This window comes from Campylobacter sp. W0066.1 (assembly GCF_024723635.1).
Classification (GTDB): Bacteria; Campylobacterota; Campylobacteria; order Campylobacterales; family Campylobacteraceae; genus Campylobacter_D; species Campylobacter_D lari_C.
Map to the genome: position 1 here is coordinate 1 of NZ_JANQCW010000020.1, position 20,645 is coordinate 20,645.

Genomic DNA, 20,645 nt, shown 5'->3' on the forward strand with positions numbered 1-20,645 from the left:
AAAAGAAGTTAAACCCATCAAGGGTTTAACTTTACCCAATATAAGATTTTAAACAAACCCCATCAACGCTTAACTCGTAAGCTTTTTTTAGATTGTTTTTAAAAGTATCAAGCAAAAATAAAATTTTAGAATCAAACATATAAAACTCAGCCATTTTTGAAGCAATTTTTGCCAAATTCTCATCTTCTATTAAAATATATTTAGCACCTAATGCATTTGAAAGTAAAATTTCTTCTTCATTCTTAGCATATATAGCAAAGTCTATTTTTTCCTCTTTTGCACTTTTTATATTTTGCTCATTATAGTTAAAACAATTTACATTTGTTTTGATAAAAATATTTTCATAATGACTAAATTTTTGCATATTTATCAAAGGATGTCCAAAAATCAACATATTTTTTCCTTTATCTTTAAAAGACAGTAATTCCTAAAGCCTTGATTAAAAATTTTATAATCCTTTAATCCTTGTAATTCATCATAAACCTCACTACCTTTATAAAGCAAAAACAAAGTATTTTCATCATAAAAACCATTTGAAATTTCTACTAAAGGTTTTATATCCATCAAAGCTCTTGAAGTGATTAAATCTACTTTAAAAGGTAGATAGTTTTGTAATTTTTCTTTTATGATATTTATATTTATCAAATTAAGTTCAGTTTTAACCACCCTTAAAAACGAAGCTTTTTTAGCACTAGGCTCAAAAAGAAAAAATTCACTATCTTGCAAAATACAAGCTAAAAATAATGCAGGAAAACCAGCTCCGCTTCCAATATCAATGATCTTTTTTTTATCAGTCAAATCATAAAAGTCTAAAATTTTAACACTATCAATAATATTATCATCTATGTTTTCAAGATGAGTTAAATTATGCACAACATTAAATTTTTCTAATAACTCTTTATAGAGCGTGATTTTTTTAAAAAAATCATCTTTATTTGCAAAATCTTTTAAAAAATTTAATTGCTCTTCATATTTTTTCAATTTAAATGTCCCATTTGTGTGTATTTGATTTCTAAATAATCTTTGTTAAAACGATTTGCCTTTATCAAAATAGGTACCCTTAAATTAATTTTTTCTTTTAATGAATTTAGTTTTTCAGGATTATTAGTCAAAAGATTAATTTTAGAAATCTTATAATGTTTGAGTATAAAATCTACTATTTCATAACTGCGCTCATCTGCTTTAAAACCTAATTGATGATTTGCCTCTATGGTGTTAAAACCCTTATCTTGCAAAGCATAAGCGTTAATTTTATTAAAAAGTCCTATACCTCTTCCTTCTTGTCTTAGATAAATTACCATACCACCATGCTCTTGGATATATTTTAAAGAAAAGTCAAGTTGCTCTCCACAATCACACTTTAAACTTCCCAAAACATCACCCGTTAAACATTCTGAATGGATTCTAATATTAACTTCTTTATCTAATTTTCCTTTAAAAATACAAAGGTGTTCTTTATCGTTTTCTTTAAAACTTTGTATATTAAATTCTCCAAAACGAGTGGGAAGTTTTGCTATTTCAGAAATTTGAATAGTCATTATTTTACTTTACCTTTTTATAAAAAATATGCTAGAATTTAAGCAATTTTAACAAACAAAAAGGAAATTTATGTTTAAACGCTTTAGAAGATTAAGACTTAATGAGAATATTAGAAGCCTAGTAAAAGAAAATACCTTAAATTTAGATGATTTAATCTATCCACTTTTTGTTATTAATGGCACTAATATTAAAAATGAAATCACGTCTATGCCAGGTGTGTTTCAAATGAGCTTAGATGAAATTTTAAAAGAATGCGAAGAGTTGGTTAATCTTGGTATTAAAGCGATTATTTTATTTGGTGTGTTGGAAAGTTCTAAAAAAGATAGCTGTGGTAGTGATGCATTGAGCGATGATGGTTTGATAGCTACAAGTCTAAGAGCTATTAAGGCAAAATTTCCTGATTTAGTAGTGATTACTGATCTTTGTTTTTGTGAGTATACTGATCATGGTCATTGTGGCATTATTGATCCAAAAAGCAAAAGCGTGGATAATGATTTAACTTTAGAAATTTCAGCTAAACAAGCTCTAATTCATGCCAAAAACGGTGCTGATATGATAGCACCAAGCGGTATGATGGATGGTATTATTGAAACTTTAAGAAAAACCTTAGATGAAAATGGTTTTGAAAATTTACCTATTATGGCTTATTCTACTAAATTTGCTTCAGCTTATTATGGGCCTTTTAGAGATGTGGCTGATTCTGCTCCAAGCTATGGAGATAGAAAAACCTATCAAATGGATTTTGCCAATGGTAAAGAAGCCTTGTGTGAAAGTTTAGAAGATGAAAAACAAGGTGTTGATATTTTGATGGTTAAACCAGCACTTGCGTATTTAGATGTAGTTAAAGATATAGCAAATCACTCTAAGCTTCCACTTTGTGTATATAATGTAAGTGGAGAATATGCTTTATTAAAAGCGGGTCAAAAAGCAGGTGTGATTGACTATGAAAAAATAGTGCTTGAAACTATGCTTGCTTTTAAAAGAGCAGGAGCTAAGCTTATTATAACTTATCATGCAAAAGAAATTGCAAAATTATTAAACAAGGAGTAAGATTGAATAGTCTAAGTAAAAAAAGTTCCCAAGATATTATCAACGAATTATCAAGCCATTTAGGTATAGAAAAACACAATCAAACTATATTTCATCTCACCCATATTAATGAAAAAGAAAAAAAATTAAGTCTAAAAAATGGATATGAATTAGCACCTGAGCCATGGTTTATAGTAGATGAAAATGATGATGTTAAAACCATGTTTTCCGTAAAAACCTTAATTGAGTTTTTACAAAATGCCAAAGAAATGCAAAAAGATAATTTTGAACTTAAATTAGAAAAGGCTATTTATCAACAAATTCCTATTGATTTTAACGATGTTTGGACAGTTGCTATGGATGAAATTAAACATCAAGTTGCTAAAGGTGTAAAAGAAGTAAATATTGATTTAGATCAATTAATTAGTAATATTCATATAAAACATCCTAATTTATTTATTGATATGAAAGAAATGATGCAAAAGGTAAAACAAAATGAAAGATTATAAAAGCTTTGTCAAATACTCTAAAGCAGGACCTAGATACACTTCTTATCCTACTGCAGTAGAATTTAACACTCAATTTAAATATGAAGATTATATACAAATTTTAAAAGATCAAAAAGCACAATTGTCTTTGTACTTTCATTTGCCTTTTTGTAGAAGTGCTTGTTATTTTTGTGGTTGTAATGTAATATATACCGCTAAAGAAGAAAGCAAAGAAAGATATTTAAACTATCTTTTTAAAGAGCTTGATCTTTTAGCAAATATCATCGATACTCAAAGAGAAGTAGCTCAAATGCATTTTGGTGGTGGTACACCTACGTTCTTTTGCGCTAAACAATTACAAAGTTTGATTTTAAAAATAAAAAGCATTTTTCCAAATTTTACCCAAGATAGCGAAGTAAGTTGTGAGATTGATCCTAGATTTTTAAACGAAGAACAAGCTGATGTTTTAATCCAAAATGGTTTTAATCGTATTAGTTTTGGTGTGCAAGATTTTGACGAAAAAGTTCAAAAGGAGATTCATAGAATTCAACCTTTTGAATTAACCAAAAATGCAGTAGATATGGTAAGAAAAAAGGGAATTAACTCAGTAAATATGGACTTAATCTATGGTCTTCCTTATCAAAGCCTAGAAAGTTTTAAGCAAACTTTAGAAAAAGCATTGCTAATCAATCCTGATCGTTTTGCTATTTTTAACTATGCACATGTGCCTTGGCTTAAAAAAAATATGAGAAAATTTGATGAAAGTACACTGCCAAGCCCTGATGTAAAACTTCAGATTTTAGAATACTGTGAAAAATTTTTAACTCAAAATGGTTATAAAATGATAGGAATGGATCATTTCGCAAAACCACAAGATGAACTTTTTAAAGCTTTAGAAAATGGTAGCTTGCATAGAAATTTCCAAGGCTATACCACCAAAGGTGGAACTGATTTAATTGGTATTGGCTTAACAAGTATAGGTGAAGGACAAAGACATTATATGCAAAATTTCAAAGACATGCCAAGTTATGAAAAAGCTATTGATGAGGGTAGACTACCTTGTGAAAAAGGCATTATGCTTGATGATGATGATGAATTAAGAAAAGCTGTTATTATGGAACTTATGAGTAATTTTGCCCTTAATATAAAAAATATAGAAAATAAATTTAAGATTGATTTTTTTGAGTATTTTAAACAAGATTTAAAAGAACTTGAAGAGCTTAGCGAATTTGTTACTATAGATGAAAATTATATCAAAGTTAATGAAACAGGAGTACTTTTAATACGTAATATTGCTATGTGTTTTGATAAATATTTAAAACGCATTAGCGAAGATAAAAAAGTATTTTCTAAAACGGTTTAATATGTTAAATGTTAATGAAATTTCTAATGCCTGCGTAAAATGTGGCAAATGCATACCAGTTTGCACTATACATGAGATAAACCGCGATGAGAGCACTTCTCCTCGTGGTTTTTTAGATTTAATTAGTGCTTATGAAAACCAAGAACTAGAACTTGATAAAAATCTTAAAAAAACTTTTGAATCGTGTTTTTTATGCACAAATTGCGTTGAAGTTTGCCCAAGTCATTTAAGAGTAGATAGTGCTATTGAAAAAGTACGCTTTGATATAGCTCAAAAATTTGGCATAGCATGGTATAAAAAACTTGCTTTCTTTTTTTTAAGACACAGAAAGATTTTAGATATCCTAGCAAGATTGGGCTATGTTTTTCAAAGTTGTGCCTTTAGCTTGCAAGATAAAAATTTAGGAATGAAAGCTAAATTTAGCCTACCTTTAATCAAAAAAGATCGTTTGCTTCCTTCTTTAGCTAAGAAAAGTTTTTTAACCTCTAATCCTGATTTTATAAGCAATCAAGGTGAAAAAACCATAGGTCTTTTTATAGGGTGTTTGTCTAATTATTCTTACACTAATACAGGTTTTGCTTTGCTTGAAATTTGTAAGCATCTTAAAATCAATGTGGATTTATTAAAAGATCAATCTTGTTGTGGCGCTCCTCATTATTTTACCGGAGATTTTAGCAGTGTAGAAAACTTAGCTAAAAAAAATATCATTTATTTTGAAGAAAAATTAAAAACACTAGATTATATTATTATCCCAGAAGCAACCTGCTCTGCGATGATTAATATAGACTATGAACATTTTTTTCATATGCAAAATGATGAAGAATGGGCAATAAGAGCTAAAAATATTTCTAGTAAAATACTACTTGCAACAAAATATTTTTACGAATACACTAATTTAGAAGAACTTTTAAAAACAAAGAAAAAAATAAATACAAAAATTGCATATCATGATCCTTGCCATGCAAGAAAAATGCAAGGGGTTTTTAAAGAACCAAGAGCCCTGCTAAAACAAAATTATGCTTTTAAAGAACTTATCAAGTCAAATGAGTGCTGTGGCTTTGGTGGAGTAAGTATGCAAACAGATCACTATGAAAAAGCTTTGCAAGTTGGCACAAAAAAAGCTCAAAACATACAAAAAAGTGATGTAGAAATCATTAGTGCAGAATGCTCAGCTTGTAGAATGCAAATTTCAAATGCATTAGACCATGAAAAAATCTCCACGCAGTTCTTACATCCTTTAGAATTAATAGCAAAATCACTTCAAGATTAAAAGCTAATCTTGATTTTTTATACTTTCAATATTCGATCTATTTTTTTCTATTAAAATTCTATTTTGTTCTATGTTTTCACTATTTTTTTTACACTCATTTTTTAAGATTTCTATATTTTTATATAAAATCTTTATTTTCCTTTCATAGCGATTAATTAGTAAAAACACTATAAATAAAAATAAAATTAAAATAGCCCAGTTCAAAAACGCCATAATTTATCTCTCCTTAGATATATTAGTATTTTTTATCTTAAATTACAATTCTTTTTAAATTAGGGGAAAGTTTGACTAAAATTTCATAATTAATAGTATTGAAAAAATTAGCCATAACATTTGCATCATTCAAAACACAAATTTCATCTTCATCATCCTCACAAGAAAAGCTATCCATAGACATTTTTCCAAGTATTTTTTTGCCATTAGGAAGAAAAAAATCTTTTTTTCCATCATAGCGCAAAAGCCCATCAGCATAACCTAAATCATAAGTTGCTATTTCGATATCTTCTTTTGTGCTATACATTCCACCATAACCAACACTTTGACCTTTTTTTAATACTCTTTGGCTTAATTTTTCAGCCCATAAACTCAAAACCTTAAGCAAATCTTTACTAAAATGCGCATAACCAAATTGTACAAGCCCTACTCTACAATACTCATCATCTTCTAAAGTATTTGCTCTAAATAAGGCTTCAGAATTATGAGAGTGAAACACTAAGTTTTTAGCCTCTTCTTGTAATAAACCATAAATTATTTTTTTAGCATATTGGAATTTTTGTTTTTGCACAAAATAACTTGCATCTATCTCATCGCTTCCTGCAAAATGCATCATCACTCCACGAAGTTGCAAACTATGATTTTTAAACTCATGCAAAGTTTCTTGAATTTCTTCAGGTAAAATTCCATTCCTATGCATATTTGTATCTATAACTAAATGAATTTTGGTATTTTTTTTGAGTTTTTTTATATCATTTTTATCATTTAAAGCATAAATAAATTTTTCACTTTCATTACCATGTGGATGATGAGATAAAATTAAGATATTATCAAAAATATTTTCAAGCTCTTTTGCTTCAGCTTCGTTTTTTACTGCTATAAAATTTATACCTTTTGCTCTAGCTATAGGAGCTAAAAGCTTAGCTCCATGCCCATAAGCATTATCTTTAAAAACACAAATTACTTTTTCATAACCTCCAGCCTTAGAGGCTATTAAATCAAGATTATACTCATAAGCTAAGCGATTAATTTTTATATAAGCCATTATTGTTCAGCTAAAATTTGCATTTTGTCTTCAACCAGCTTAACATAAAGAACTTTTTCTCCTTTAAATTTATAATTAGTACTACGATAATCTTCATAAAATCCTATTCTAAAAATCTTTTCATTTTTTTCATTTGGATAAGGACTTATACTAAGATCTGAAAATTTAATAGTTTTTTCTTCTTTTTTAGCAAAAATTCTTTCTTTATTTTTTGCAAACTGCTCATATGAAAATTTATTTTTATGTTTGAATATATTTTTATCATAAAAAGATAAATATTTTTTAATATCGCTTTTTTGCCAACTATCCTTCCAAGCAAATAAATTTGCTAATAAAATAGCTATTTCTTCATGATTTGCTCTTACCTTATTTTTCTCCTCTGTCATTGCATAAGCTTTTCTATCGGCTACCAATTTATTAAAATCTTCTAGTAAATCATTTTGTACAGCAATACAACCTCTAGTTTTATAAGTGTCTAAACGCGTTCCATCTAAAGGATAACCATGAATCCAAATTCCACCACCTGTTTTACCTAAAGTTTTATCTAAAACATTTGGATAAGTTGTTGCAAAAGCAAATGGTCCATAATATGGATCACCAGGATAAAATTTCTTTCCAAGCTCATAAAAACCTATAGGGGTTTTTAAATCTCCTTCCACTTCTTTATCTCCAGCCAAACCAGTTAAAACATCTTTTTGAATAAATTTCTTTTCTACTTTGCCATTATTATAATGATAAACCCTAATGATTTTATCACTTTTATTAGTTAAAACGATTGCTACATTTTCTTCATAGTAACCAAGGCTAACATTTTTATCTTTTATCTCATCAAGCCAAAAATCTTTCTTGCTTAATTCTTGTTCTAATACCTTTTCAACTGCATTAATACCTTGATTTAAATAAATTTTTGCAAGTTCACTTGCATTTGCAAATACAGCTAAACTAAACAATGCTAATATAATTTTAAACAATTTATACCTTTCTACTAAAATTTAAAACAACAAAGAGCTAATTATAATATTTTTACAATAAATATATTTTTAATTTTTTCCGTGTATAATGTTTATAATTGACTAAAAATATAAAGGAAAATAATGAAAAAAATACTCAGCTTAGCTCTTTTAAGCACTTTTACCTTAGCTAACAACATCACTGTAAATGATCCCTATGTAAGACAAACTCCACCAAATTCTAAAACCACAGCCTTTTTTTTAGAACTTAAAAATAATTCCAATCAAGACATAAAACTCATCAAAGCCCAAAGCTCATTAAGTGATACAACTGAAATTCACGATCATATCATGGAAAATGGTAAAAAAATGATGGTACAAATCCCTCAAATTACTATAAAAGCTAATTCAAGCGCTGAACTTAAACCAGGTGGCATGCATATTATGGTTTTAAATCTTAAAGAAAATATCACACCTCAAACCAAAGCTAATTTAACACTTTATTTTGATGATAATAGCACAATCAAACTAAAAGATATCAAGTCAAGAAGCATTAAAAAATAATGAAAAATCTACTTGTCTTTGCCCTAGCTATAGTCTTTGCTATATGCGGGGCTTATTTTTATACTAATTCATCAAATACCGGAAAAAAAAGAGAGTTAATCACCACTCTAACGCCTTTAGCATGCGATCTAAATACCCAAGAGTGTGAGTATAATTTTAAAGATAAAAAGGTATTAGTAAATTTAAATCCAAAGCCTATAGCCGCATTAAACGAGCTTGATTTAAACATTACCAATTTAGGTGAGTTTAAAAAACTTAATGCTAGAGTTTATGGGCTTAATATGTATATGGGAGATATTGTTCCACAATTTAAAAAAATCAACAACACTTATCATGCTAAATTAGTTTTAAGTTCTTGCACACTAGATGTGATGCGTTTTAGAATAGAACTTTTTGATGATGAAACTCCGCTAGATTTTTATTTTGACTTTGATGTAAAAAGGTAAAATATGAAAAAAATAAATATTTTTTTATTAATTGTGGTAATTTTTGGGGTGTTTTTTATATCTGTGCAGTATTTTGAAAATAACAAATACAATTTTCACTTAAATTCCGAAAAAGGCATGCTTAGTTTAAAAGATTTTATCGGTAAAAAATTAATTGTATATTTTGGCTATACATATTGTCCCGATGTTTGCCCTAGTGAGCTTGCATTGATTGCTAATGTTTTAGAAAAAATGCCAAATAAAGAAAAAGCTCATGTGATATTTATCTCACTAGATCCAGCAAGAGATAGCAATCTAACTCAAACTAGTCAATGGGTAAAATATTTTTATCCAAATTCTACTGCTTTAGTTGCCAAAGATGAAAAAGAATTAGAAAAAGTTACTAAAAATTATGGCGTGGTATATGAAAAAATCAATCTTAAAGATTCTGCTATGGGATATTCTATAGCACATAGTGGCGAATTTTATCTGATTGATGAAAATGGAAAATTTATTAAAACCATAAAAGATATTAGCTATGAAAGCTTTTTTAATGAAATTCAAAAATTCTTAAACGAATAAATTTTTACAATTTATTCGTTTCTTAAAGTATCTAAAATATCTACTTGAGTTGCTTTTTTGGCAGGATAATAAGAAGATAAACTTACAATCACAATAGCACCAAAAAGTGTAGCGCAAAAATCAACAAAAGAAAGTTCTAAAGGCAATTTACTCATACCATAAACATCACTTGGCAATGAAATAATGTCAAAATTTCCAAGCACCCACAAAGCTATAGCTGCAAGAATCACACCTGCTATAATGCCGCTTCCACCTATTAAAAAACCTAAAGAAAAAAAGGTTTTTTTAATCTCTAATTTACTAGCGCCCAAAGAAAGCAATAAAGCTATTTCACTGCGCCTATTCATCACTATCATTAATAAAGAACTTACTATATTTAAACTTGCAACCAAAATAATCAACATTAATACTATAAACAAAGCCCTTTTTTCTAAAGCAAGCGCTGCGAAAAAATTCCCATTTTGTTCCCACCAACCTATGCTAGCATATCTTGCACCTAAAAAAGTTTCAATTTGCTTAATATCCTCAAAGGGTTTATTTGAATACACATGCACTCCATCATAACTTCCTTGGGGATATGATAAAATTTTAGCTAAGGCTTTAGCATCTGTATACATATAAGCTTTATCATAGGCTAATAATCCTGAAGAAAAATCAGCCTTAACATCAAATCTTTTAACCTGCGGGATAAGCGAAAGCCCGCTTGCATTTAGATTTGAAAAAATTAAAGTAATTTTTTCATTATAATCAAGTCCAAAATCATCCTTTAAACCCTTGCCGATTAAAATATCAAAATTATCTAATTTTTTATTTTCTAAAGCTTGTGCTATGACTTCATTAATTTTTTTTTCATCTTTAAAATTAACCCCAAAAAGCATACCACCTTCTAATTTTAAATCATTTCTTGCTATAACTTGAGTAGCAATATAAGGACTAAATAATAAATTTGGAAATTTAGCTCTTAATTCTTGTAATAATTTATCATCCACACTTGCTCCAAAACGTGGCAATATAGTGATAGGATAATTCATCGTAAAAAGTTTTCTCTCAAATTCTTTATCAAAACCATTCATAATAGCCATTGCAACTAAAAGCACGCAAAGCCCTATGCTTACACCTAAAAAGGCTAAAATTTTTGAAAGCATGATAAAGGGTTGATCTTTATCAAAACGCAAATATTTAAATAATAAATAACGAGGGATACTTTTTTGCATTTTATACTCTTAATATTTTTTTAAGTATTTTAACTTGATTTTTATAAAAGCTAGCTTTGTATTTATTTAAGATAATATACAAAGGCGCTATTATCGTGAAATTCAACTATAAATCTTAAAGGCAAAATTCTCACATAAGTTTCACTTTGTGCGCTTGCTTGTTCACTTTTTACAAAATCTTTTACATCTATTTTTGAATTAAAAAAGCAATCAATTAAATCATTTTTATGAGCATTTAAAAAGTTAAATTTATCTAACTTTGTCATTTGCTCTTCATCTACCATACCAAAATCATTGCGTATTAAAGATTTTAAATCACTTGGTGTATATACCAACTCACAAGCATATTCTAAATTCTTTTTTTTGCTTTTAGTCATAGCTATAGAAATAGTTTCATTTTGATGATAAAGGATAAAATTTTTATTAGAGAGTTCTGCCCAAAATATAAATTCATCTTGGGCAGTGGCATTAAAAATTATAAGGATTAATAAGCAAACAATTCTTTCCACTTGTCAGCATCGATTTTAAGTTCTACATTTACTCTATAAAGACCATCTTTAAAATCTTGATCAACCACACTTGCATTTTTAATCAAACCATTTACCTGCGCTGTGATAGTTGAACTTTTAAGCATTGCATCTTTTACTGTATCTTTACCATTAACTCTTACACCATATAACTTACTAGCTAATTGTCTATAAGCATCAGTGATTGCTGCTCTTTTAGCCAAAGCTAAAGCTTGACCAACAGAAACTGTATTTAAAGGAGCAATACCCTCACCCACTGCTGTAAAAGTTAGATCATTGTCTGTACTTGTATCATTTGCAAGCATTTTTTCTTCTCTAATGATATTACGCACATCATCTTTGTCTACTTTTTGAACCACAACATCAGAACTTGCAGCTTGAGCAGCTTGAGTTTGATTTGGATTCACACCTCTTTGATCTAGCGCACATGCACTAAAACCCAAAGCCAAACAAAACATAAAAACAACTTTTTTCATTTTTTACACCTTCAATTTATTTGATTTTATTAAAACAGCAAAAAGCATTCCAAAAATTTTACTATTCTAAATTTAAATCCATATTAGTCTCAGCATCTAATTCCTCATCTTCTTCTTTAGGACATTTAGCAATACTTACAACCTCATCATTTTCAACATTAACAACAATTACACCACTTGTATTTCTACCTGCTTTTCTAATACTTTGCATATCAACACGTATCATCTTACCACTGCTTGTTAATGCCATCAAATCCATACTTTCATCAACTATAACTATACCGATTAAGTCTTTTGTTTTAGCAGTAAGTTTCATACATATTACACCCTTGCCACCTCTACTTTGAAATCTATATTCTCCAGCATCAGTACGCTTGCCTATGCCTTTAGCGCTTACGCTTAAGATTTCTTGAGCGTCATTTTCTATAACAACAGCACCCACAACCTCATCATCTTTTTCTTTAAATTTAATCGCAGTTACCCCTCTACTTACACGACCAATCTCTCTAACTTTGGCAAGCGGGAATTTAATACACATACCTTTTTTAGTAACTGCAAAAAGCATTTTACCGCTAACATTTTCAAGTTCTTCATTAGGTTCAAGCATTTCATTTTCTAAATTTTCTTCATAATTTTGCTCTTGCGTTTCGCTTTCATCTCTTGCTACGATAATTGCAGTAACAAGCTCATCATTTTCATCTAGATTAATCGCTTTTACACCCACGCTTCTAATATTTTGATATTCACTTAAATTTGTGCGTTTTACAATACCATTTTTCGTAAAGAAACACAATGATTTACTTTCATCAAAATCAGTAGTTGGAATAATTGCCATGATTTTTTCATCTGCTTGTAGATTAATGAGATTAACCACAGCTTTACCTTTAGCAGTTCTACTTCCTTCAGGAATTTTATAAACTTTAAGCCAGTAAAGTTGCCCACGATCGGTAACAAACATCAAAGTATCATGTGTGTTTGCTGTAAAGAAGCTTTCTATAAAATCATCATCATAAGTTGTAACTGCGACCTTACCTTTACCACCACGTTTTTGTTTTTCATATTGCTTACTTGGGACACGTTTGATATAACCACGATGAGTAATGGTAACTACCATATTTTCATTTGGTATTAAATCTTCTATATCAATATCATCATAATCATCTTCAATTTGAGTGATTCTTGGTACATCAAATTTGGTTCTAATTTCTTTTAATTCATCTTTGATTAAATTTTCAAGCAAAGTTTCGCTTTTTAAAATTTGATCAAGTCTTTCAATTTCTGCTAATAATTCTCTTAATTCATTGTCAATCTTTTCTCTCTCAAGCCCTGTTAAACGGCCTAATTTCATATCTAAAATAGCATTAGATTGAAGTTCACTTAGGCCAAATTTTTGCATTAATAAATTTTTAGCCGTTGGATTATCAGGAGAGTTTTTAATCAAAGTTATCACTTCATCAATATTATCTAATGCAATTTTTAAACCTTCTAAAATATGTGCTCTAGCTCTAGCTTTTTGCAATTCATAAATAGTTCTTCTAATAATTACAGTTTTTCTATGATTTAAGAATAAATTTAAAAGCTCAATTAAAGAAAAAACTTTTGGTTCTTTATTATGTATAGCAAGCATAATCACACCAAAAGTGCTTTCCATAGTGGTAGATTTAAAAAGATTATTTAACACAATCTCACTCATAGCATCACGTTTTAACTCAATTACCACGCGAATTCCTTCTCTATCGCTTTCATCTCTAACTTCAGCAATACCTTCAATTTGTTTTTCTTTAGCAAGTTCAGCAATTTGCTCTATTAATCTTGCTTTATTAGTTTGATAAGGAAGTTCATCTATAACAATAATATCTTTATTAGCTCTTTTTTCAATATGAGTTTTTGCTCTTACTTTTACCCTACCACGACCTGTGCGGTAAGCTTCTATAATACCTTTTTTACCAAAGATAATACCACCAGTTGGAAAATCAGGTCCTTTGATAAATTGCATTATTTCTTCTAAACTTGCGTTTTTATTATCAATTAAATAAAGTAAGCCATCAATAAGCTCATTTAAACTATGCGGAGGAATATTAGTAGCCATACCTACTGCAATACCGCTTGAACCATTGAGTAATAAATTTGGCACCCTAGCAGGTAAAACATCAGGTTCACTCATAGAATCATCATAATTTGGTATAAAATCAACCGTGTCTTTTTCTATATCACGCAAAAGCTCTTCAGCTAAAATCGTCATCCTAGCTTCAGTATAACGCATCGCAGCAGCGCCATCTCCATCAATAGAACCAAAGTTTCCTTGTCCATCTACACTTGGGTAACGCATAGAAAAATCTTGCGCCATTCTTACTAAAGCATCATATACAGCTGTATCACCGTGTGGATGGTATTTACCGATTACATCACCCACTATACGCGCTGATTTTTTATACGCACTACGACTTCCCACACCTAAATCATTCATAGCATATAAAATTCTTCTATGAACAGGTTTAAGCCCATCTCTAGCATCAGGTAAGGCACGACCTATAATAACACTCATAGAATAATCTAAATAACTACTTTTTATAGAACTTTCTATATCTATATTTTCAATATCTGAATCTTTAGTAAAAATATTTTCCATAAAAATCCTTAAAATTAATGCCTATATTGTATCAAATTTTGCATTAGCCAAAACTAAAGCAAAAAGCACTTCAATATTATTTTTTTCTAAAAACTCTTTTGCTTCAAGTAAACTTAATCCTGTAGTTACCACGTCATCTACTAAAATCACAGGATATTTTGGACGCTTTAAAAGCTTGTAAGATCTTTTATTATCTTTACGAAATTGCAAACTTTTTCCACTATATTTAAATTCTGAACTAGCTTGCAAAGTATAATACATAGGTTTTATAAATTGAGTTTTTAAATGTTTGGTTAAAATAGCAGTATGAGAGTAGTTTTTATATGTTTTATCATCCAAGGCTATAGCATTAATTTCACAAGATGGTTGAAAAAAATCTTTAAATTTAGCAAAGCTTAATTTTGCAAGCGCATTTAAAACAAAATATCCTTGAAATTTGTGTTTAAAATAAATTAGATGTTTAATTTGTTCATATTGATAAAAATAATAAACTTTAAAATTTCCCTCAAGTTCTCTTATGCCCAAAGAATATTCTAAAAGTTCTTCCTTGCAAGCTGGACAAAAGCTCGCAAAGGAAAATCCATGACAATTAAAACACCTCACAAAGAGCTAATAATATCTGCAGATTTATTAGCCACTTGTTTTATAAGAAGCTGAGTAAAAAAAGGTAGATCTTTGATATTATAAAAACCTTTAACTTCTTGTTTGGTTTTAATATTAATAGCTTTATTGATATTAATATCTTTTAGTGTTAACTGACTAGCAATAATTGAAAATAAAGAATCAGAATCAAATTTAGAATAAAAATCATTAAAACTCAAATCTACTTTTAAAACATAAGGAGAATCTTGTGTATCTTCCACTACAACTATACCTCTATTTTCTAATTCTTCTTTTAAAAACACATAAAAATAGTAGTTAAAATTTTCATTGATGTAATAATTGCTTCCATTAGAAGAAGAATATTTTAAATTCTCATTTAAATCATACACTCTATGAATATAAACTTTTTTCAAAGAAACACTTTTATCAAGCGTTCTTTTATTTGCACAATACTTAAGCCCTACATCACTAATATATACAAGGCCTTTAATTTTTGCTTCATAAGCTTTAGGACTAGAAGGATTATAACACTCTGCTTGAATTTTTATAACTTCATTAACCTTAGCTACACCTTGATTTTTAGAATTTACCGCACAAGCACTAAAAAATAAAGCTAGAGTAAATATAAATATTTTTTTAAGCATCTTCTTTCCTTAGAATCATCTTTAAAGATTATTATTTTTTGAAATAGCAAAAATTATACCAAAAACAAATAAATTTTACTAAAACTTACTTTTTTTTCACACAAGAAGAATTTTATATAAAAAAAATTATATAAAAATTGACATTTAAATAAAAATTCATTTAGAATATGTTACAAAACTACAATATTTTAAAGGAGTTGTTAAATGAGTTCAAATACAAAAACACTCATAGTCATTGCTGATTTGGTGTTATTTATCGCTTTGCTTTATTTTTCCCCTTTTGGTGAAACCAAAGTAAATCAAGGTTTATCTTTGTTAATCTTTATTGCTGTTTTATGGCTTAGCGAAGCTTTACATGTTACCATTACAGCTATTTTAGTACCTGTTTTAGCAGCTATTTTAGGATTATTACCTACCGCTAAAGCTTTAACCGGTTTTGCTGATTCAAATATTTTTTTATTTTTTGGTGGTTTTGCTCTGGCTGCAGCTATGCATCATCAAAAATTAGATAAACTGATTGCACATAAAATTTTAACCCTCGCAAAAGGACATTTGGGTCTATCAAGCCTGTATATTTTTATTACCACTGCATTTTTATCTATGTGGATGAGTAATACTGCAACAGCTGCCATGATGCTTCCGCTTGCTATAGGTATGCTGGCTTCACTTGACCCAGAAAAAGATAGAAATACTTATGTTTTTATTCTTTTAGGTATAGCTTTTAGTGCAAGCATAGGTGGTATAGGCACTATAGTAGGAACCCCACCAAATGCTATCGTTGCTACTCAATTACACATTAGCTTTGCACAGTGGTTAAAATATGGTATTCCTATTGTTTTAATCTTCTTACCTGCAATGATTTTAATTTTGTATTTTATGTTCAAACCTAAATTTAATCTACAAGTTGATTTACACACTGAAAATATAGAACTTACAAGACCTAGAATCATCACTTTAATAATCTTTTTAGTGGTTGCTCTATCTTGGATTTTTAGTGGCAATATAGGTCCTATCATTACAAGTATTTTTGGACATAAAATAGCAAATCTTGATGCGATTATTGCTTTATTAGCTGCTGTTTTAGTATGTGCTTTTAAGGTAATTGATTGGAAAAATATACAAAAAAATACCGATTGGGGTGTATTAATGCTCTTTGGTGGAGGTATTACTCTAAGTGTGGTACTAAAAGATTCAGGTGCTAGCAAAGTTATGGCTGATACCATTATTTCATTTATAGAAAATGGACATTTATTTGTTATAGGTTTAATTGTGGCCTTTTTTATAGTATTTTTAACTGAATTTACCTCAAATACTGCTTCAGCAGCCTTACTTGTGCCTTTATTTATCTCTATAGCAGATACCTTAGGTGTTCCTGCTTTAGGACTTGCTTTAATTATTGCTATTGGTGCTTCTTGTGCTTTCATGCTACCAGTTGCTACACCACCAAATGCTATAGTTTTTGGTACAGGGCATATTAAACAACAAGAAATGGTAAGAGTAGGAATTATACTAAATATATTCTGCTCAATTAGCCTTGCTGTGATTGCTTATTTCTTCTGGTTATAATCTTTTAGTCCTTTTGGACTAAAAGATTTTTACATTTTAAAACATAATTTTTTACATTTTCGCTTTTATACAAAGCTTCTCTTATACACACACCTGCTAAATTTAAATCTTTTAAATGATTTATAGTTTGAGTATTTATACCACCTATGGCATAAATGGGTATTTTTGAAACTTTTAACAAATCATTTAAATTTTTTATACCTTTTGGTGTTAAATCGGCCTTACATGAGCTTTCAAATACATGTCCGAAAAAAGCATGATTTACTTTAAGCTTATAAGCTAAATCCAATTCTTCTTTAGAATGGATGGAAGTACCCAAAAGCTCAAATTTTTTATAACTTTGTGGGTAATTTTGTAAAACAAATAAAGGAGCATGAAAAAATTGATGATTTAATTTCAAACAAGCTTCATAATGATAATGCAAAAAGCAAATCTTTTGAGTTTTATTAAAAATTTTTAATACTTCTTTGGCTAATTTAGTATATTCTAACTCATCTAAATGTTTTTCTCTAAGCACTAAAGCATCAATACTACTTTGGCTTAACTTTTCAATAAAATTTAAAAAATCTCCTTGGGTATTTTGACTATCGCTAATAGCAATGATTTTTTTATCCCACATAAATACTATCACTCATTATAGCTTGTAAATTTGCATTTTTTAACATAGCTAAAACCTCATCAACACTACGCATATCACTAATTTGAAACTGATCATCTCCTTTTTTATCACCTTGATGTTCACCCACTCCCACGCTCACACCTGCACTCATTTTAGTAGCTCCAAGTTTAATAACTCTATCTCTAAAACCTGCTCTTTCACGCGTAGAAATAGTAATACTTGCAAAAGGCAAAAACAATCTATAAGCACACAAAACTTGCAAAAGTCTTGTTTCGCTCACATCTTTTGGATGAATTTTTTTATTGTTGATAATAGGTCTTAATCTAGGAATAGACAAAGCTATTTCAGCATGAGGGTATTTTTGCTGCAAAAAATACGCATGCAAAGCCGTAGCAAAAGCATCTTTTCTAAAATCATCCACGCCAAGTAAAGCTCCAAAAGCAACCCCTCTCATACCCGCTTTTAACGCTCGCTCTTGCGCATAAAAACGATACTCAAATACACTTTTTTCACCTTCAATGTGAATTTTAGAATAAGTTTTTTGATTATAAGTTTCTTGATAAACACTCACATATTCACAACCCTTTTCATGAAGCAATGTATACTCATCTACATTCATAGGATAAACTTCAATTCCAACTACCTTAAAATACTCTTTTGCTATCTCACAAGCTTTGGCAAGATATTCTACGCTAGCATATTCCCTGCCCTCACCTGTTAAGAGTAAAATTTCTTCCAGGCCACTTTTTTTAATCTCTTGCATTTCTTTGTGAATTTCAGCCTCATTTAGCTTAGCTCTTTTAATGTTATTTCCTTTTTGAAACCCACAATAAGTGCATTTGCTATTGCAAAAATTAGAAAGATATAAAGGTGTAAAAAGTGAAATGGAATTTCCAAAGTGTCTTTGAGTAACATAGCTTGATTTTTGTGCTAAATCCTCTATAAAATCTTCTGCTGCACTTGAAAGCAAGGCTTTTAAATCTTCTATATTAAGATAATCCTTAGCTAAAGCTTGTTTTACATCAAAAGCGCTAAATTTACTTTCATCAAAAATTTCAACTTCTTTTAAAACCTTAGTTAAAATTTCACTTTCAATACTTTGCATATGAGGATATTTTTGCATTTTAATCTCTTAAAAAACCACTCAAAGGCGAGCTTGCACTTGGCATGCTTTCATTTGCTATACCTGCTAAATACGCATTATATCCTGCATCTATAGCTAAAGCAAAAGCCTTTGCCATTTTTGCTACATCTTTAGCTTGAGCTATGGCAGTATTTGCCATCACTGCACTTACTCCCATTTGCATAGCTTCGCAAGCTTGTGCAGGATTTCCTATGCCCGCATCTACTATAATAGGCAAGTTAATTTCATTAAGTAAAATTTGTATGAATTCTTTAGTTTTTAAGCCTTTATTGCTTCCTATAGGAGCTCCAAGAGGCATTATAGCAGCAGCTCCCACACTTACCATAGCACGCGCTGCATATAAGTCAGGATACATATAAACCAAAGGCGTAAAACCCTCATTTGCTAAAAGTTCTACTGCTTTTATACTTTCATAATTATCCGGTAATAAATATTTACTATCGCTAATTACTTCAACCTTAATCATATCTCCACAGCCAAGCTCTCTTGCAAGTCTTGCTATACGCAATGCCTCATTGGCATTTCTTGCACCTGAAGTATTTGGTAAAAGCTTAATATGCTTTGGGATAAAATCAAGTATATTTTCTATACCTTTATCATTTACCCTACGCAAAGCTAAGGTGATAATCTCAACTTTTGCTTCTTCAGTGGCTGATTTTATAAGCTCAAAAGAAAATTTCCCAGAACCTAGAATAAACCTGGAATTAAACTCATATTTTCCTATTTTTAATTTTTCCATTACTCACTCGCTAAAAGTTCTAAAACTAAATTTGCTTGATGTCCTGCGCAAATATTTACACGCGGTGCCATAAGCCCATTGCCCACTTTTGCCTCATTTTTTAAATCACCACAAACATAAAAGTTTTTTGCAATTTTTCTTGTTTGTATGCTGTTGCTATCGCCATATCCTGCTAAACCAGAAGCACAAATTAATGTTTTTTGAGGATAGTGTTGGTGAAAATTTTGCGCTAAAAGGGCTTTGTATTTTGCACTATCAAAGGCCTCACAGACTATATCATCATTTATAAAAAGTTCGGCTATATTTTCTTTTTCTATTTTTAAAACTTGTGCAAATACTTCTATAAAAGGATTAATTTTAGCGATTTGATCTTTTAAAGCTTCAGCCTTAAATTTACCTAAATCTTCCACCATATAAGCTTGACGGTTAAGATTGCTTGGTTCCACCACATCAAAATCAATCAAATGAAGCCTACCAACCCCACTTCTTGCTAAATTTATAGCTATATGCGAGCCAAGCCCACCAAGTCCGCACACTGCTACGCTTGCTTTTTTAAGTTTATCATGAAGCTTTGGAGTGTGTCTTGCCCTCATCATCGCATCAAGAGCTTCATATGGTGGTAAAGTATTTTTTTCTATACAAAAAAGCTCATCATTTTCTTTTAGTTTCAAACTTTCTTTTGTCGCAAAACCATTGACTATCCATACATCACTTTCATTTTTACTCACACTTTGAAAAAATTCCAAAGTGTTTTTAAAATGCGTGTCTATCACGCTACCATTAAATTTAATTCTCATCAACCACCACCTACAAAAGTAACAATTTCTGCTTTATCATTTTCTTTTAAAATTAAATTTTCAAATTTATCCCTTGGGATAATTTCTCCGTTTAATTCTAAAGCGATAAATTCTATTTTTAATTGCTTTTCTTTAACATAATCCATAAATCTAAACTCTTTTAACTCAAGCTTTTGCCCATTGATAATCATTTAAAACCTTTATTTATTTTACTTAAAA

At 29.5% G+C, this 20,645-nt stretch carries 25 protein-coding genes; 8 read left to right on the top strand and 17 right to left on the bottom strand.

Translation table 11 applies throughout. The features are described 5' to 3' along the window. Positions 1 to 31 precede the first annotated feature (31 nt). Genes CAMP18497_RS07345 through ribA form a run of 3 tightly spaced genes read right to left on the bottom strand, consistent with a single transcriptional unit; the run spans position 32 to position 1,538 of the window. On the bottom strand, positions 32 to 394 hold the full coding sequence (locus CAMP18497_RS07345; protein WP_337213511.1) for a hypothetical protein: 363 nt from the start codon (positions 392 to 394) through the stop codon (positions 32 to 34). Further along, on the bottom strand, positions 388 to 981 hold the full coding sequence (gene rsmG / locus CAMP18497_RS07350; RefSeq protein ID WP_337213513.1) for a 16S rRNA (guanine(527)-N(7))-methyltransferase RsmG: 594 nt from the start codon (positions 979 to 981) through the stop codon (positions 388 to 390). Before rsmG ends, CAMP18497_RS07345 begins: the two co-directional genes overlap by 7 nt. Then, a complete protein-coding gene (gene ribA, locus CAMP18497_RS07355) occupies positions 978 to 1,538 on the bottom strand; it encodes a GTP cyclohydrolase II (protein WP_263677104.1) in 561 nt (186 codons plus the stop codon). The genes rsmG and ribA overlap by 4 nt, the downstream gene beginning before the upstream one ends. A 70-nt stretch (positions 1,539 to 1,608) precedes the next feature. Here ribA and hemB point away from each other — a divergent pair, with 70 nt between their 5' ends. Genes hemB through CAMP18497_RS07375 form a run of 4 tightly spaced genes read left to right on the top strand, consistent with a single transcriptional unit; the run spans position 1,609 to position 5,689 of the window. Then, positions 1,609 to 2,589, top strand: a complete 981-nt coding sequence (gene hemB / locus CAMP18497_RS07360; RefSeq protein WP_337213516.1) for a porphobilinogen synthase — start codon at positions 1,609 to 1,611, stop codon at positions 2,587 to 2,589. A gap of 2 nt (positions 2,590 to 2,591) precedes the next feature. Further along, positions 2,592 to 3,077 (top strand): DUF2603 domain-containing protein, encoded by a 486-nt coding sequence (locus tag CAMP18497_RS07365; RefSeq protein ID WP_337213518.1) that lies wholly within the window; start codon positions 2,592 to 2,594, stop codon positions 3,075 to 3,077. Then, on the top strand, positions 3,064 to 4,419 hold the full coding sequence (gene hemN, locus CAMP18497_RS07370; RefSeq protein ID WP_337213520.1) for an oxygen-independent coproporphyrinogen III oxidase: 1,356 nt from the start codon (positions 3,064 to 3,066) through the stop codon (positions 4,417 to 4,419). The genes CAMP18497_RS07365 and hemN overlap by 14 nt, the downstream gene beginning before the upstream one ends. Position 4,420: 1 nt before the next feature. Further along, the gene (locus CAMP18497_RS07375; RefSeq protein WP_337213522.1) at positions 4,421 to 5,689 is read left to right on the top strand and encodes a (Fe-S)-binding protein; all 1,269 of its coding nucleotides are present in this window, start codon (positions 4,421 to 4,423) and stop codon (positions 5,687 to 5,689) included. Positions 5,690 to 5,692: 3 nt separating this feature from the next. Here the strand turns inward: CAMP18497_RS07375 and CAMP18497_RS07380 are convergent, their stop codons facing one another. From CAMP18497_RS07380 to CAMP18497_RS07390, 3 genes are read right to left on the bottom strand one after another with little or no spacing between them, the layout of a single operon-like run. Further along, complete coding sequence (locus CAMP18497_RS07380) at positions 5,693 to 5,902, bottom strand: hypothetical protein (RefSeq protein ID WP_263675514.1); 210 nt, start codon at positions 5,900 to 5,902, stop codon at positions 5,693 to 5,695. Positions 5,903 to 5,939: 37 nt separating this feature from the next. Further along, a complete protein-coding gene (locus CAMP18497_RS07385) occupies positions 5,940 to 6,947 on the bottom strand; it encodes an alanine racemase (RefSeq protein WP_337213524.1) in 1,008 nt (335 codons plus the stop codon). Further along, entirely contained in the window at positions 6,947 to 7,939 is a 993-nt protein-coding gene (locus CAMP18497_RS07390; RefSeq protein WP_337213556.1) for a L,D-transpeptidase family protein, read from the bottom strand. The genes CAMP18497_RS07385 and CAMP18497_RS07390 overlap by 1 nt, the downstream gene beginning before the upstream one ends. A gap of 102 nt (positions 7,940 to 8,041) precedes the next feature. Here CAMP18497_RS07390 and CAMP18497_RS07395 point away from each other — a divergent pair, with 102 nt between their 5' ends. The 3 genes from CAMP18497_RS07395 to CAMP18497_RS07405 are packed head-to-tail and all read left to right on the top strand — an operon-like array spanning position 8,042 to position 9,468. Further along, complete coding sequence (locus CAMP18497_RS07395; protein ID WP_263677113.1) at positions 8,042 to 8,461, top strand: copper chaperone PCu(A)C; 420 nt, start codon at positions 8,042 to 8,044, stop codon at positions 8,459 to 8,461. After that, positions 8,461 to 8,907 (top strand): hypothetical protein, encoded by a 447-nt coding sequence (locus CAMP18497_RS07400; protein ID WP_263723924.1) that lies wholly within the window; start codon positions 8,461 to 8,463, stop codon positions 8,905 to 8,907. Before CAMP18497_RS07395 ends, CAMP18497_RS07400 begins: the two co-directional genes overlap by 1 nt. Before the next feature lie 3 nt (positions 8,908 to 8,910). Next, on the top strand, positions 8,911 to 9,468 hold the full coding sequence (locus tag CAMP18497_RS07405; RefSeq protein ID WP_263727365.1) for an SCO family protein: 558 nt from the start codon (positions 8,911 to 8,913) through the stop codon (positions 9,466 to 9,468). Between the two features lie 11 nt (positions 9,469 to 9,479). Here the strand turns inward: CAMP18497_RS07405 and CAMP18497_RS07410 are convergent, their stop codons facing one another. The 6 genes from CAMP18497_RS07410 to mapA form a co-directional block, all read right to left on the bottom strand. Then, positions 9,480 to 10,682, bottom strand: coding sequence for an ABC transporter permease (locus CAMP18497_RS07410; protein ID WP_337213528.1), 1,203 nt, complete (start codon positions 10,680 to 10,682; stop codon positions 9,480 to 9,482). Between the two features lie 62 nt (positions 10,683 to 10,744). Beyond that, positions 10,745 to 11,191, bottom strand: a complete 447-nt coding sequence (locus CAMP18497_RS07415) for a hypothetical protein (protein ID WP_263723921.1) — start codon at positions 11,189 to 11,191, stop codon at positions 10,745 to 10,747. Further along, positions 11,167 to 11,685, bottom strand: a complete 519-nt coding sequence (locus CAMP18497_RS07420; protein ID WP_263675521.1) for an LPP20 family lipoprotein — start codon at positions 11,683 to 11,685, stop codon at positions 11,167 to 11,169. Before CAMP18497_RS07420 ends, CAMP18497_RS07415 begins: the two co-directional genes overlap by 25 nt. Before the next feature lie 61 nt (positions 11,686 to 11,746). Beyond that, positions 11,747 to 14,314 (bottom strand): DNA gyrase subunit A, encoded by a 2,568-nt coding sequence (gene gyrA, locus CAMP18497_RS07425; protein WP_337213531.1) that lies wholly within the window; start codon positions 14,312 to 14,314, stop codon positions 11,747 to 11,749. Between the two features lie 21 nt (positions 14,315 to 14,335). Further along, complete coding sequence (locus CAMP18497_RS07430; protein ID WP_337213533.1) at positions 14,336 to 14,917, bottom strand: ComF family protein; 582 nt, start codon at positions 14,915 to 14,917, stop codon at positions 14,336 to 14,338. Continuing rightward, entirely contained in the window at positions 14,914 to 15,561 is a 648-nt protein-coding gene (gene mapA, locus CAMP18497_RS07435; protein ID WP_337213535.1) for an outer membrane lipoprotein MapA, read from the bottom strand. Before mapA ends, CAMP18497_RS07430 begins: the two co-directional genes overlap by 4 nt. Positions 15,562 to 15,765: 204 nt before the next feature. Here mapA and CAMP18497_RS07440 point away from each other — a divergent pair, with 204 nt between their 5' ends. Further along, positions 15,766 to 17,127, top strand: a complete 1,362-nt coding sequence (locus CAMP18497_RS07440) for a DASS family sodium-coupled anion symporter (RefSeq protein WP_337213537.1) — start codon at positions 15,766 to 15,768, stop codon at positions 17,125 to 17,127. Positions 17,128 to 17,131: 4 nt separating this feature from the next. Here the strand turns inward: CAMP18497_RS07440 and CAMP18497_RS07445 are convergent, their stop codons facing one another. From CAMP18497_RS07445 to thiS, 5 genes are read right to left on the bottom strand one after another with little or no spacing between them, the layout of a single operon-like run. Then, a complete protein-coding gene (locus CAMP18497_RS07445; RefSeq protein ID WP_337213558.1) occupies positions 17,132 to 17,746 on the bottom strand; it encodes a thiamine phosphate synthase in 615 nt (204 codons plus the stop codon). Next, positions 17,736 to 18,869: a 2-iminoacetate synthase ThiH gene (thiH, locus tag CAMP18497_RS07450; protein ID WP_337213539.1), complete on the bottom strand. Its 1,134-nt coding sequence runs from the start codon at positions 18,867 to 18,869 to the stop codon at positions 17,736 to 17,738. Before thiH ends, CAMP18497_RS07445 begins: the two co-directional genes overlap by 11 nt. A 1-nt stretch (position 18,870) precedes the next feature. Continuing rightward, the gene (locus tag CAMP18497_RS07455) at positions 18,871 to 19,629 is read right to left on the bottom strand and encodes a thiazole synthase (protein ID WP_337213541.1); all 759 of its coding nucleotides are present in this window, start codon (positions 19,627 to 19,629) and stop codon (positions 18,871 to 18,873) included. Continuing rightward, positions 19,629 to 20,429, bottom strand: a complete 801-nt coding sequence (gene thiF, locus CAMP18497_RS07460; protein ID WP_337213543.1) for a thiamine biosynthesis protein ThiF — start codon at positions 20,427 to 20,429, stop codon at positions 19,629 to 19,631. The genes CAMP18497_RS07455 and thiF overlap by 1 nt, the downstream gene beginning before the upstream one ends. Next, on the bottom strand, positions 20,426 to 20,617 hold the full coding sequence (gene thiS, locus CAMP18497_RS07465; protein ID WP_337213545.1) for a sulfur carrier protein ThiS: 192 nt from the start codon (positions 20,615 to 20,617) through the stop codon (positions 20,426 to 20,428). The genes thiF and thiS overlap by 4 nt, the downstream gene beginning before the upstream one ends. Positions 20,618 to 20,645: the final 28 nt, after the last annotated feature.